General features: G+C 68.3%; 11 protein-coding genes. 8 read left to right on the top strand and 3 right to left on the bottom strand.

The window, feature by feature from the left end; all coding sequences use genetic code 11:
* Window position 1: 1 nt before the first annotated feature.
* Complete coding sequence (locus AB0M51_RS27430) at window positions 2-1,093, top strand: tetratricopeptide repeat protein (protein WP_344200644.1); 1,092 nt, start codon at window positions 2-4, stop codon at window positions 1,091-1,093.
* Window positions 1,083-1,637, top strand: coding sequence for a nucleotide exchange factor GrpE (gene grpE / locus AB0M51_RS27425; RefSeq protein ID WP_363751087.1), 555 nt, complete (start codon window positions 1,083-1,085; stop codon window positions 1,635-1,637). The genes AB0M51_RS27430 and grpE overlap by 11 nt, the downstream gene beginning before the upstream one ends.
* A gap of 462 nt (window positions 1,638-2,099) precedes the next feature.
* Here grpE and AB0M51_RS27420 read toward each other — a convergent pair whose 3' ends face one another.
* On the bottom strand, window positions 2,100-3,014 hold the full coding sequence (locus AB0M51_RS27420) for a hypothetical protein (protein WP_344200638.1): 915 nt from the start codon (window positions 3,012-3,014) through the stop codon (window positions 2,100-2,102).
* Window positions 3,015-3,117: 103 nt separating this feature from the next.
* Complete coding sequence (locus AB0M51_RS27415; protein WP_363751084.1) at window positions 3,118-3,462, bottom strand: hypothetical protein; 345 nt, start codon at window positions 3,460-3,462, stop codon at window positions 3,118-3,120.
* 223 nt (window positions 3,463-3,685) lie between these two features.
* Here AB0M51_RS27415 and AB0M51_RS27410 point away from each other — a divergent pair, with 223 nt between their 5' ends.
* From AB0M51_RS27410 to AB0M51_RS27385, 6 genes are all read left to right on the top strand, one after another.
* Window positions 3,686-3,943: a hypothetical protein gene (locus AB0M51_RS27410; protein ID WP_344200632.1), complete on the top strand. Its 258-nt coding sequence runs from the start codon at window positions 3,686-3,688 to the stop codon at window positions 3,941-3,943.
* A gap of 225 nt (window positions 3,944-4,168) precedes the next feature.
* A complete protein-coding gene (locus AB0M51_RS27405; protein WP_363751082.1) occupies window positions 4,169-5,518 on the top strand; it encodes a BTAD domain-containing putative transcriptional regulator in 1,350 nt (449 codons plus the stop codon).
* A gap of 78 nt (window positions 5,519-5,596) precedes the next feature.
* On the top strand, window positions 5,597-7,897 hold the full coding sequence (locus tag AB0M51_RS27400; protein WP_344200626.1) for a fibronectin type III domain-containing protein: 2,301 nt from the start codon (window positions 5,597-5,599) through the stop codon (window positions 7,895-7,897).
* A gap of 6 nt (window positions 7,898-7,903) precedes the next feature.
* Entirely contained in the window at window positions 7,904-8,902 is a 999-nt protein-coding gene (locus tag AB0M51_RS27395; protein ID WP_363751507.1) for a MoxR family ATPase, read from the top strand.
* A complete protein-coding gene (locus AB0M51_RS27390; protein ID WP_344200620.1) occupies window positions 8,899-10,017 on the top strand; it encodes a DUF58 domain-containing protein in 1,119 nt (372 codons plus the stop codon). Before AB0M51_RS27395 ends, AB0M51_RS27390 begins: the two co-directional genes overlap by 4 nt.
* Window positions 10,014-12,041: a DUF3488 and transglutaminase-like domain-containing protein gene (locus tag AB0M51_RS27385; RefSeq protein WP_344200617.1), complete on the top strand. Its 2,028-nt coding sequence runs from the start codon at window positions 10,014-10,016 to the stop codon at window positions 12,039-12,041. Before AB0M51_RS27390 ends, AB0M51_RS27385 begins: the two co-directional genes overlap by 4 nt.
* Here AB0M51_RS27385 and AB0M51_RS27380 read toward each other — a convergent pair whose 3' ends face one another.
* Window positions 12,042-13,493 (bottom strand): serine/threonine-protein kinase, encoded by a 1,452-nt coding sequence (locus tag AB0M51_RS27380; RefSeq protein ID WP_344200614.1) that lies wholly within the window; start codon window positions 13,491-13,493, stop codon window positions 12,042-12,044. It abuts the gene before it with no gap.
* Window positions 13,494-13,574 lie beyond the last annotated feature (81 nt).

The following is a 13,574-nucleotide window of genomic DNA, read 5'->3' as shown; positions in this document are numbered from 1 at the left end:
CATGTCCGACACACTCGAACTGGTCGACTACTACGGTCTGCTGGCGATTGCCGAGACGGCCGATGCTGACGCGGTCAAACGCGCCGTCCGCGAACAACGGCGTACCTGGAACAAGCGCGCCGCACAGTCCGATCCGGTGAAACGGGCGCAGGCTGAACGGCGCGTGCGTGACCTGGCGGAGGCGGAGCGGGTGCTGCTCGACCCGGTGAAGCGGCAGCGCTTCGACCAGGAGATCAGGACCGCGCGCCCGCACTCCGTCGATCCTGCCCGCCCGGATGACGAACACCGCGACTGGATCGGCGCGGCGCGGCGTTACTTCGAGCAGAACAACGCCCACTCGGCGTACTACGCCGCCCGGGAAGCCATCCTGGTGAACGGCGCGGATCACGAGGCGTGGTCCATCCGGGCGAACTCGTCGTTCCTGATGGGGAAGTACGGCGACGCCGAGTTCGAGTTCAACGAAGCGATCCGGCTGCAGCCGAACAACGCCGTGTACCACTTCGACCTCGCCGAGGCCTATGCCGCGCGGGGTCAGCTGGATCCGGCTCTGGGCGAGTACGAGATCGCGCTGCGGCTCGATCCCGGAAACCCGTTGTACCGCACGGCGATCGCGAACATCTTCATCCACAAGGGTGCGCCCGAGAAGGCCCTGGAGCTGATGGAGCTGGTGGTCGCGGAACACGCGGACGTGGAGTTCTTCCAGTACTACCTGGCGCTGGCGTTGCACGATGTCAACCTGACGAAGTGGTCGCGGACCGGGAGCGGGACCTACGTCGTCACCTCGCCGGCCCAGATCGAGGTCACGAAGACGATGTCCGGACGGGCGCTGAAACTGAAGTACGACGATGCGGCGCTGCGTGCCTCGCTGACCGAGAACCTGCAGCTCGCGGCCCGGGCCGAAGAGGTCAAGTACTTCCACTCCAACCTCGGTGGCTGGGGCGTGGCGGTGATCATCGGACTGTTCATGATCGGGTACCACGGCCTCGGGATCCTGATCGTCGCGGGTCTGGTCACGCTGTACGTCGTTCTGCACCGGATGCCGGTGTGGAAGCACAACGCGAAGCAGCTCGGCATCGCCCACCATGGAATCTGAAGTGCTGGAACCCTCGCTGGCGGAGGTACTCGAAGAGCTCTCGGGCCTGCGGGACCTCTTCCGGCGAAGGCTCCTGGAGGACGCGACGAAGAGCCGTCTCGTCGACGAGCTGCACGATCAGCTGGCGGCGGCCCGTGGCGGCCTCGGCGAGCAGCTACTGAGCCCTGTGTTCCGTGAGCTCTTGCTGCTCGTCGACCGGATCCGCTCACTCGTGCCGCGGACCGGCGACCTGCAGCTGGAGAGCATCGTCGACGAGCTCTTGGAGATCCTCCGACGCGAAGGTGTGCGCCCCGTCTGCGACGTGGCCGCCTTCGATCCGCGCCTCCACGAGGCTGTCCGCACCGAGCCGGCGAACGGCCGACCCGACGGAACCATCCTCACCGTCCTCAGACCCGGCTACTTCTTGGGCACACAACTCCTCCGCCCATCCCAGGTAGTCGTCACATCAACCCGCGCGGAGTCCGCCGCACCGGAGAAGAAGCACGTCCGCGAGGTCACTGATGTCGACGACGAGGTGGATGGGCGATGCGGGCAGGTCAAGTGAGTGGCAGGCGATGGTGATGTTCGCGCGCTGCCTCGATGTCCAGGCCGGCTGCGGGGCCTCCGCCGGGGCGAGTTCCCTCCTGGGGGAACGGTCCGGTTGGCAGTTGTGGCTCCTGGACGGAGCCACCTCCGAGTCGGCCGGGCGGCGTGAACACGATGGTCGCGGGTTCGACCCATCTGCTGGGCTGGGGCTCCGAATCGATGACGGGAGCAAGGAGCCGGGGTGGGGCCTTCCTGAGTGAGCCGAGCGTGCCGACGTCGCGACCAGCTCTTCCCCGGGTCGTCGGCCGGGGGCCACCTGTTGGGTTCCGGCTTCAGAGCGTCGGTTCGGATGGTGATGCGCAGCTCTGTTGCCGATCCGGGCCGGGGAAAGCCTGAGCGACGCCTTCGCGATCATCACGGGTCGGGCTGGAATCTCTTGTTGGGAGGGAAGATGTTCGACGCGCTGTTCAGGGGACCTCGGTCAACTTCTGAACTCCGTGCGGGTCTTGATCGCCTGCTGCAAGAGTGCCCTGACGCCTTCGAGTTGGCGCTCTGTGCTTGCTGCTTTGTCGGTGTCGCCGGCGGCGCGTGCATCTTGCAGGTCGGCTATCAGTTTGTGGACGCGGTCCTGGAGATCTCGGACGAGTTGCTCGGCGGCGCGTCTCACCATCGGTGACGGGGCCCCGCCTGCTGCGGGAGTCGGATCGGACGCCGGCGAGTCAGGCGCCTGGGTCGAGAGGCGCGAGATGTGCCGGGACGCGGCGTTCGCGGCGAAGCGGAACTGGTCGGCGGTGTCGGTGCCGCGACGGTCCGGTGCGGGAAAGCCCTTGGTTGTCAGGCGTTGTCGCAGCTCGGGGTAGATGTCGGAGAAGGTGAGCCAATCGGCCTTGCCGGGGATGCCGGTTCTGATCAGGTCGCGCAGTTCGGCGGTGAAGGTCGTGCAGGCGGCATGCTGCTCGTGAGCAGGTGGAACATGAGCGGCGCGGTTGCTCCTCGAGGCGGTCAGGATGTACGAGCCGCGGATGTCCGCGAGATCCGCGAGCGCCTGATCGCCGGTTCCCGAGAGTGCCTCGATGGCTCGGCCGGAGAAGCAGCAATCCAGGATGCCGATGCGTACTCGGGCAGGAGAGCTGAGGAACGCGTGCCGGATGGTCTCCCACCGTAGGCCGCTGATACCTGGATGATCCGGATGCGTCGAACTCAGAGCCAAGCAGAGCTCCGCGCGCTCGGTCACGACGCCGTGGCCCACGAAGTACAGGAGGAGAACGCCGGTTGTCTCCCTGGCGAGCTCGGTCAAGCGAATGCCGAGCTCGGAAACCGACCCTGGGTTGGAGATGACGATGACACTGTCCAGCGGCCATCCGCACAAGTCCGGATCCGAGAGCAGCGCCTGCATCGCCGCGACACTGTTGTCTGCTGCTCGTACTGGAGTGAACCCGCTGTGGGCGTAGTCGGAAACACCGACCAGTACTGCGCGAGAGGTGCCGTACGACGATGGGCTAGTTGCCATGAACGGAGTCGAGGATGTCGTGAAGGAGTGGCCGCACGTCCTCAACGGTCTTGATGTCCAGCGTGACGGACCGGCCGCCCGACTCGACCGTGAGCTTCGCGCTCGTCCGGCGCGTCTTCAGCCAGGTGATCAGCGCTGTGGCGAGCGCCGTACCGGCTCCGCCGGCGCCGCAGGCGACGGTCAGCAACTCAGGCAGCGAACCGAGTTCGGTTTCACCGATGGGTGCGTCGACGGTCCGGATGTGCCCTCGCAACTCGTCCTCAGCGCTCAGCCAGTCGCGCGAGGCACCAAGGTCGTCGTCGCTTCCGCCGGCGATCCGGATGTCAACGTCCACGTCAGTCCTCCTGTCACGGGCAACGGATCGCCCTACTGCGGCATTGTCTCAGTTTGCGCATACCTGACTTGACCGGCCGGTGTGTCTCGATGGTGTTGCTGTTCTCGGGCGGAGCGATGTCGGAGTTTTGGCTGGGTCGAATGAGTTGGTGAGGTGGTGGGGTGGGGCTAGCGTCGGGCGGTGTTGCGTAGGGCAACGAAATGTGACGTGAGGGAGATTCGGTATGAGAGCGATCGGGCGAGTGCTCGTGATGGGGGCGGCTGCGGCCGGGTTGGTTGTCGGGGGTGCGACGGCGGCGCGGGCGCAGACGGAGGCTGAGCACACGACTACCTGTGCGACCCAGGATGCGTGTATCAAGCTGATGAACATCACGCGGCACAACGGGTACCAGGTGTCGGATGTCTGGTACCGGGATCCGGACACGACCTGTGCGCCGGAGTGGGACTGTGCGTACGGGTGGCAGTTCCAGTGGTGGGACTGAGCTGATCTGAGCTGAGCCGATCTGGCGGGCGGCATCCCCTCTCGGAGGTGGGATGCCGCCCGCGGTCGTGTCTGGGGGTCTTTCTGACCCACCGATCCGGTTTGATGGGTGTCACTTGGGTAGTTACCTTCAGTAGTGGAATGTCGGCGGTGTGTACGGAACCGTCTGGTGGCTCTTTGCGTCGGAGGGGTTCGTTGAGTCCAGCGCAGGTGGAGGTGTGCGGCGGTGTTGTTCCGGGTGCTGGGGCCTGTGGAGATCGATGGCACCGATGCGGTCAGCTATATCCGGGCGGACAAGCCCCGGGCGCTGCTTGCCCTGCTGTTGGTGAAGGCGAACAGTTGGGTCGGCGTCGGCGAGATCGTCGACACGGTCTGGTCCGGTAGGACGCCCCCGGTCTCGGCTGAGCGCAATATCGGTACGTACATCTGGCAGCTGCGCAGGACCCTCCCGCCGCTCGGTGTGGACGGGCAGCGGATCGAGAGCCGTTCCAAGGCGTACCGGATCCGCGTGGAGGCCGGTGAGCTCGACTCGGATCGCATGCAGACGTTGCTGACCGCAGGTGGGGACGCCCTGGCGGCGGGAGATGCTCCGACGGCGTTGAGGCACCTGGAGACGGCGCAGTCGCTCTGGAGGGGTACGCCGTACGAAGGGCTCGTCACCGACCAGCATCAGCCGGAGGTGACGCGGCTGACTGAGCTGCGCTGGTCGGTGCGTGAGCGGCTGGCCGACGCGTTGATCGGTACGTCGCGATTCGCGGACGCCGTGGCGTTGTGCAAGAGCCTGACGACCGAGGACCCGCTGCGGGAGACGAACTGGGCGCGGCTGGTGGTCGCGTACCGGGACGCGGGACGCCGGGCCGATGCGCTCGCGGCGTACCAGAAGGCCCGGGCCGCGCTGGTGGACGTGCTGGGCACTGAGCCGGGCCAGGAGCTCCGGAAACTGCAGCAGGAGCTGCTCACCGACGTGCCGGAGCCGCCCAAGGAGCCTAAGGAGCCGACCGGGCCGGATGCGTACGTGCGGACCGTGCTGGAGGCTGCTGGCGCGCTGGACGGGGAACACGCCGCAGCCGCGCGCCACTGGTTCACCACGCGGCACGTGGAGTTCACCAGCGCCGTCCGCAAGCTGTTGGCCGAGAAGGACGTGGCCAACGCGTGGCTGTTGACCAGTGCGCTGCACCAGTTCGTGGAGACCGGTGGCGACGTACCGGACTGGGCCCCTCTGGTGTCGGAGGTCGCGGCGGCGGCACGGGCCGGCAAGGACTGGTACGGCGAGCTCATCACGCGCAACATCCTCGGGAGCGCGCTGACCCGGTCAGGGCGGCTCACCGCGGCGCGGGCCGAGTTCACGGCCGCTCTGGGGATCGCCTCGGTGCACGACGACCGGGACGCCGAGGGGACCGTGCTGGTGAACCTCGCGATGGCCGAGGCGAGCGGTGGTGCCCGCCAGCAGGCTGCCGAGTACTTCCGCCGCGCACTGCGGCTGCTGCCGGAGGATCCGATCGCGGCAGAGGCCCGCCACGCCCTCGCGGAGCTGGGCGAACCCGAGGACCCGGCGCGCGCGACCGTCGCCTCGTGACGACCGCTTCCGGACGTCTCGTGGCCGGATGTATCGCCGCTGTACCGCAGCTGGACAATCGAAAGGCACGTTAGCCTCATGACTCGCCTCGCCCGTGCGATCCGCCGCCCCGTCGCGTGGTGGACGATCGCGGCCTTGGTCCTCGGGACGTTCATCGGGTACTCGGCCCTCGGCCGCGGCGCCCCGGCGGTCGCGTTCCAGCAGGCCGGGCATTGGGTCTACAACGCCACCCTCGGCGCGGTCTTCCGGGTCGACGGCGGCGGCAAGAACGTCGACGCCGAGCTTCGCGGCGTCCACGCCGAGGCCGGCAGCCAGGTCGTCCAGGGCGCCACCAACGGGTACGTCGTCCGCTCCGACGGCGTGATCGTGTTCGGCAAGTCGAACCTGACCGTGAAGAACTCGGTCCGGATCGGTATCCCCGAGGAACCGATCGGTATCGAGGCCCAGAGCGGCCCGTACCTGGTCTACCGGCAGCACGGCCAGATCGTCCGGCTCGGTGACCAGTTGCAGACGGTCACCGTGGGCAGTGTGGTGTCCAGTGCGATCGCAACCGCCGACGGTGCGCTGTGGCTGCGCGACGCGGACCACTTCTGCAAGCTGGCACCTGCGGCGACAACGTTGGCGTGTGAGCTGCCTGCCCAGGGCAAGGACGCTGGTGCGCTGCTGAGCCTGGCCGGCAAGCCTGCGTTCGCCAACCTGAGCAAACGCACCCTGACTCCGCTGACCGGTGACAAGGCCGGCCATGCGGTGGCGTTGGACGTTTCCGGCGCTCTGCCGACCGCCTCTGTCGTGGCGCAGGCTGACGTGAACGGCCGCATCCCGATCCTGGCCGGCCAGCGGCTGCTGCTGGTCGACGCAACCGGTGCCAAGGCGGCCGAGAGCATCAACCTGCCGCCGGGACGGTACGACGCTGTCGCCACGGCCGGGGCCTCCGTCGCAGTACTGGATACCGACAAGCGCGTCGTACGGACGTTCGCGCCGGACGGCAAGCCGCTGCACACACACGACCTCGGAAAGAAGAAGGGCGACCGCAAGGGCGGCCCGCGGGTCACGGCCGGGCAGGACGGCCGGCTGTACATCGACGACGAGACCGGCCAGGTGGTGACCGTGGTCGACGGTGACGGCTCGGTCAGCGAGGTGGACGTGGACGGCGGCGACAAGCCGGTGTCCCCGTCCGCCACCAAGCCGACTCCGAACCCGACCACACCGACCCCGAGCAGTACGCCGACGTCGACCCCGTCGACCCCAACGCCGACGCACCGGCCGATCCTGCCGCCGGTCCAGGTGACGATCGGCAAGCCGCACGCGACCGAGACCGTGCTGCCGCCGCACCCGACCGAGCACAGGCCGAAGAAGACCGAGACGACCCGGCCGACGCCGCCGCCGACCACCAAGCCGACGAAGCCGACAGCCAAGCCGACCCGGAAGCCTGTGCCGCCTCCGGCCGCGCCTGGTGCGCCTGGCTCGGTGACGGCCAAGCCTGGCAGCGGTAAGGCGACAGTGACGTGGACGGCCGCCCGCGCGAACGGTGCTGCGATCTCCAGCTACAAGGTGAGCTTCCGGGTCGCACCGGGCACCTACGTCGTCGGTCTGCCGGCGTCTGGCACGGCCACCGTCTCCGGCAGCGCCCGGAGCCACACCTTCAGTCAACTGCTGAACGGCGGCGGCTACATCTTCACTGTGCAGGCGATCAACAGCGTTGGGTCCGGGCCGGCCGTGGACTCCAAGGTGATCTCGATCAACGGCAAGGCTGATCCGCCAGGGCCGCCGACCAAGGTCACGGCGGCCGCCAAGCCGGACGGATCGGTGACGGTCTCCTGGACGTCGCCGAACGCGTCGGACTACACGATGACGGGCTACACGGTGATCGGCTCGGACGGTACGAAGACCCAGGTGCCGACCTACACCACCACGACGACGCTCAATCCGGCCAAGGGCAAGGGCGTCAGCTACCAGGTGACAGCCACGAACAACGCGGGTACGTCGGTGCGCTCCGCCGCCAGCCGTACGGTCTACCCGTACGGTCCGGCTGCTGCACCCAAGGTGACTGCCACCCCGGGCAAGGGCTCGCTCACGGTGACCTGGACCGCGCCGAACCTCAACGGCGGTCAACTGGTGCACTACGTGGTCTCAGTGACCGGCCAGGCGGACAGGACCGTTACGACGACCAGCACGCGCTACACCGGTCTGTCTGCGGTCGCGGTGACGGTCTCGGTCAAGGCGATCACCCGCGAACGCAACAACAGCAGCAGTGCAACAGCAACTGGTACGGCGGGATCCACGACGGCGACCCCGGCGGCGGGTGCTCCCGCGCTGCCTCCGGCCAGTGCGCCGGCCGGGGCCGTACGACGTACCGCGCGGCGACGGAAGGACAGGTAAGTGGGTATGCGGGACGCGGGCGGAAGCATGGAGCCACAGCAGGCGTACGAGTTGATCGCGGCCAACGTGCAGCGGGTGATCCGCGGTAAGCCGCAGGTCGTACGGCTGGCGGTTGCGACCCTGTTCGCCGGCGGGCACCTGCTGATCCAGGACTTGCCCGGACTCGGCAAGACCAGCCTGGCCCGGAGCCTTGCACGCAGCATCGGCGGTCGCTGGAGCCGGATCCAGTTCACGCCCGACCTGCTGCCCGGTGACATCACCGGCGTGGTCGTGTACGACCAGGGCCAGGGCCGGTTCGTGTTCCACCCGGGCGGCGTGTTCGCGAACGTCGTGCTCGCCGACGAGGTGAACCGCGGTACGCCGAAGACCCAGTCCGCGCTGCTCGAGGTGATGGCCGAGCGACAGGTCACCGTCGACGCGGAGACCCATCGGGTGCCGGACCCGTTCATGGTCCTGGCCACGCAGAACCCGATCGAGATGGAGGGCACCTACCAGTTGCCCGAGGCGCAGCTGGACCGGTTCCTGCTGCGGATCGAGATCGGGTACCCGGACCACGACGCCGAGGTCGAGGTGGTCGCGCTGGACGGCGCCGGGCCGACCCCCGACGACCTGGAGCCGGTGATCGACCCGGAGACCCTGCGGGGTGTCGTAGCCGCGGTGAAGTCGGTGTACGTCGACGAGGCGGTGATGGCGTACGCCGTCCGGCTCGCTGCGGCCACCCGTCTGCACAGTGCGGTCCGGTACGGCGCCAGCCCGCGCGGCAGCATCGCCCTGGTTCGGGCGGCCCGGGCCATTGCTGCGACGGACGGCCGGTCGTTCGTGACGCCGGACGACGTCAAGAACATCGCCCACCCGGTTCTTGCGCACCGGTTGGTGCTCACCGCGGACGCCACGCTGGCTCGGCGTACTGCGGAGAGCGTGGTGGACGACGTACTCGAAGACACCCCGGCTCCCGGTAACCCCGTACGACGTGATCTCAAGCGGTCTCTTGGCGTTGTGTCATGACGACGCGGCTCACCCTGCGAGCCTGGGGAGTACTGGGTGGGTCGATCGCTCTGCTGCTGGCGGGACAGCTGCTCGGCTACCCGATGCTGCAGGTGCTGGCCGGAGCAGGCCTCGCCGCAGTCCTTGTGAGCGTGTTGACCGTCGTACGGCGTCCGAAGGTCACCGTGGAGCGTGTGTTGTACCCGGACCGCGTCGAATGTGGTCAGCCTGCGTTGGCGCGGCTGGTCGTGCGTAACGAGGCCAGCCGTCGACAGCCGACGTTTGTAGCGGCTGACACGGCCGGCCCGCACCAGTCCGAGATAGCCGTCGCGGCCCTGGCACCCAACGGTGCTGCCACGTACCACTACGAGCTGCCGACCTCTCGTAGAGGTCCTCTAGCGGTTGGGCCGTTGATGCTCAGGCGATCCGACCCTTTCGGCCTCGTGTCCTGTCGGGTATCGATCGGTAGTGCTGCAACGCTTCTCGTGCACCCGAAGCGGTACGCCGCACGTACAGCGGCCGGCATCCGGCAACGGCACCACTTCGAAGGGCCTGTGTCCGCGGGCCCCCTGCGCGGGTCGATCGACCTGCGTCGGCTACGTGAATACGTGCCGGGTGATGAGGTCAGACACGTGCACTGGAAGGCGTCCGCGCGCGCAGGGCGGCTGATGGTGCGTGAGTACGTCGACCCGGATCAGCCGCGGCTGCAGGTGCTGCTGGACACGCGTACGTCGGTGTTGACCGCTGACCAGTTCGACACCGCCGTCTCCGTCGCGGCCTCGATCCTGGTGGTTGCTGCGCAGTCCGGGCAGCGGCTACGGCTCACCACGCCGTGCGGTACGGACCACGACGTACAGTCCGTGAGCGATCTGCTCGACGAGCTGGCGAGGATCGAGCAGTCGACGACCACGACCAACCTGCTGGAGTCGTTGCCCGCCATACGTGACGGCGGCGCGCTGGTCGTACTCACGGGAGACGCAGGTGACCTGTCGACCGTACGCACGAGCTACTCGCCTGTCGTGTACGTCGACGTGACGCACGAGGAGGCGGCGCTGCACACGACGGCCGGCGTGCATGTCATCCACGCGGACAACGCGCAGAACGCGGTCGACGCCTGGAACGTCGTACCGACATGAGTCGACGGCTACCGATCCTCGGAGTACTCGCTGCCGCCGTCGTAGCGGGCCTGTTGTTCGCACCGCTCTTCGGTACGGCGGCTGTGCTCTGGCCGATGCTGGCCGTCGCAGTTGTCGCTTACCTGGTTGAGGAATCGATCCTGCACCGGCCAGGGCTCGCTCGTTGGCGTGTACCGTTCACGCTGGTCGGTGGCGTTGTCGCGTTGCTGGCGGTCATTCCTGGTGCTGCACAGCGCCCGGTGTCGTTGTGGGAGGCGGTGACCTCTGGCTGGCGCCGTACGCTCGAGTCGACGTGGCCGGCCAGTCCTGTGCCTGATCTGGTCGCGTTCGTACCAGTACTCGTTCTTCTTGCGTGTCTGATCGGTGCGCGGGTGCTGCAACGCTCACGGCTGTTGGCTTTGCTGCCTGCGGTCGTAGTGGCTGGGTTGTCGCAGGCCTATGTCACCGTGACCGGTGTCGACGCAGTGCTTGCAGGGCTGGCGCTCACAGCCTGCTGCGTGCTCGTTATGGCGCAGTGGGGGTCCTGGGCCCGGCTGGTCGCAGCACTCGCTGCCATGGCCGTAGCTGCCAGCACGCTTGGCGTGGCGTTGCCGACGTCCAGTGCGGTGCACCTGCCGAAGCCGAGCCCTCCTGATTCTCCGACGGTGTTGAGCAACCCCCTGACCGAGATTGCCGCGCGACTGCACTCACCGGACACCGTGGTGTTCACAGCACGCGCCAGCGGCCCGGTGGACCGTTGGCCGGTCATTGCGCTCGACTCGTTCGACGGGGTGACCTGGACCGCCGCTCCGAAGTTTCAGCGGCTCGGACGCGAGCTCCCGCTCGATTCGCACGTGACAGTCCCGGTACGGCGGCAGTCCGCGGACGTAGCGCTGGCGGACTGGTCCCTGCCGTGGCTGCCGAGTCAGAGCCGCACGCTGTCCGTGGTGGACGACAAACCGCTCCTGGTGGACCCGGCGTCGGGTGCGTTGCTGGCGGACCAGGCACGGCCCTCGCAGTACCGCGTCAACTGGGCTGAGCCGACCGTCGACGTCGACGAACTGGCATCGGCCGGCGTCGACCCGGACCTGCGCAGCGGCGACGACCTCGGCGAGGTGCCGACGGGTATCGACGAACTGGCCCGCGGCATCGGCGGTGAGGTCCGGCCGTCGTTCGAGCTCGCACTGGTCCTCGAGAAGTACCTGCGGACGAACTACAAGCTCGCGACCGGTGAGAACCTCCCGACCGGCCACGGGTACGCCCAGCTCAACTACTTCCTCCTGCACAGCAAGCGCGGTACGTCGGAACAGTTCGCGGCGGCGTACGTCGTGATGGCCCGCCTGCTCGGGCTGCCCGCGCGCCTGGTGGTCGGGTTCAAACAGCCGGACACACCGAGCCCGGACGGTACGTACGTGATCCGCAACCGCGACGTACTGGCCTGGCCAGAGGTTGCAGTCACCGGTGTCGGCTGGGTGCCTCTCGACCCGACAGGTACGGCGACGTCCACGACCAGCAAGGGCGGCCTGGCCGGTGCGGCGGAGACCGTGCGCAAGAACCTGCCGTCCACCAAGGAGATCGAACGCGAGCACCAGTCCGAGCCGAACCTCCCCGCTCCGAAGGCCCAGTCCACGCACCACTTCCCGGGCTGGGCAGCGTTGCTGATCGCGGGAGGCGTGCTGGTCGTCGTACTGCTGCTGTGGCTCCTCGGCGTCCCGCTGGCCAAGGCTGTACGTCGTCGGCGCCGACGGCGGCACGGGACGCTGGGGGCGTGGGCCGAAGCGCGCGACCTGTTGCGGGATCACGGCATCCGGGTGACGCCGGCCGCGACCGCACGGGACCTGGCGCGGGACTCGGACGGGGCAGTGTCGCAGGCGATGACCTTGCTGGCCGGGTGTCTGGACCGGGCGCTGTGGTCCGGGCAGGACTCCGACCCGGACCGGGAGTTCGCGTGGTCCGCCGTACGGAAGGCCCGTCGTGGGCTGGCCGAGGGGCGGCTGTCGCAGCGGATCCGGACGACGCTCAGCGCGCGCAGCCTGATCGGCTGATCAGCGTCCCTCACACCGGGCGTCGCGGATCGGGCGGGACTGGGACTGGGCCGGGTTGAGCCCGTCCGTTGCCTGGATCGCGAAGCAGTACTGCACTCCCGGCACCACGGCGACCCGGTACTTGGTCTGCTTGTAGACGAGTTTCGTGGTGGCCTTCTGGCCTGCCTGGGCGACGACGACCGCGTAGTTCACGTCTGGCGGTCCGCTCCAGCTGAGCTCGACGTACGTGCTGTGGTCCACGGGCGGGTTCAGTGTGATGACCAGTGCTGGTGTGGACGACTGCGTCGGCGTGGGTGCGCTGATCGGCGGCTGGTCGGTCTGATCCTTGCGGTTGGCCAGGGCGAAGCCCGTGATGAGCGCCGCGGCGAGTACTACGCCACCGGCAACCAGCAGGCGCTTCGACCGTTGCTTCGGCGGGGCGGGCTGCTGCGGTGGTGGCGTCTGCTCCTGGTGAACCGGTGCAGGCGTTGGAGGTGCCAGGACGGGCTGTGGCGCCGGTTGCGGCTGTGGTTGTGGCTGGGGTTGTGGATTCGGATTGGTTGCCGCAGGCCACGACGGGAGGTCCTTGCGTTTCAGAACGGTCGGCCGTGGCCGGATCGCGGCGGCAGGCTTCGGCACAGGAGCGGTTGCCGGAGCGACCGAACGGGCGGCAGGCATCGGCGTGGTGGACGCTGCGAGTACACCCAGAGCCGCGGCTACCTCGGCCGCGGACCCAGGACGTTTGGCCGGGTCCTTCTCGAGGAGCCGCGCGACCAGCTCGGCGAACGAGTCCGGCAGCACGTCGAGGCGCGTGGGTGGGTCGTTCAGCACCCGCAGGATGTGTTCGCCGGCAGTCTCGCCCATGCGCGCTGCGAGCGGTGGTTTGCCGCTGCCGGCGGCGTACAGCACTGCACCGAGCGCGTACAGGTCGGACGCTGCCGTCAGGGTGCCGTCGCGCAGGGTCTCCGGTGCGATGTACAGCTGGCTCGGTGAGTTCAGGGCGGCGTGGCCAGTGTGTTGGCCGAGCCCTAGCGTCAGAGCTGACAGCTGCGGTCGCCCGTCCTGCTGCAGCACCACGGCACCGGGTGTGAGGCCACCGTGGATCAGTCCGGCGGCGTGGATCGCGGCCAGTCCTTCTGCGAGCTGCTGACCCAGTACGGCGAGGTCCGCGGGAGAACGGAGCTGATCGCGCAACTGGTCCGCCAGCGTGCCTGTGTCAGCAGTGGTGATCAGGTACGGGTATCCGTCGGTCGTGCCCGGTTCCAGCACACGTGCCACCTGCGGGTGGTCAACGCCCTGCAGGGCCTTCGCCTGCTTGGCAAAGACGGCCGCAGTGCCCGCGTCGACCCGCACCGGGTACACCAGGGCGCTGACCGTCGTCCCTTGCCGTAGGCATCGGTACACCTGAGGGATACCGGACCGGACCAGCACCGCGTCCGTACAGCCTGGAACGGCCGGTCCTGTGTCTGTCACGTTGTCCATCTTCTCTTGTGAACAGGTCGTTCGCCGCGACACCGGCGGCTGCGGCCACACTCTGGCCACATGCTGCAAGCC

It is taken from the genome of Kribbella sp. NPDC051137 (assembly GCF_040682535.1).
Taxonomy (GTDB): domain Bacteria; phylum Actinomycetota; class Actinomycetes; order Propionibacteriales; family Kribbellaceae; genus Kribbella; species Kribbella karoonensis.
Note: the sequence above shows the minus strand (reverse complement) of the source record. Positions and strands in the feature narration are given on the sequence as shown.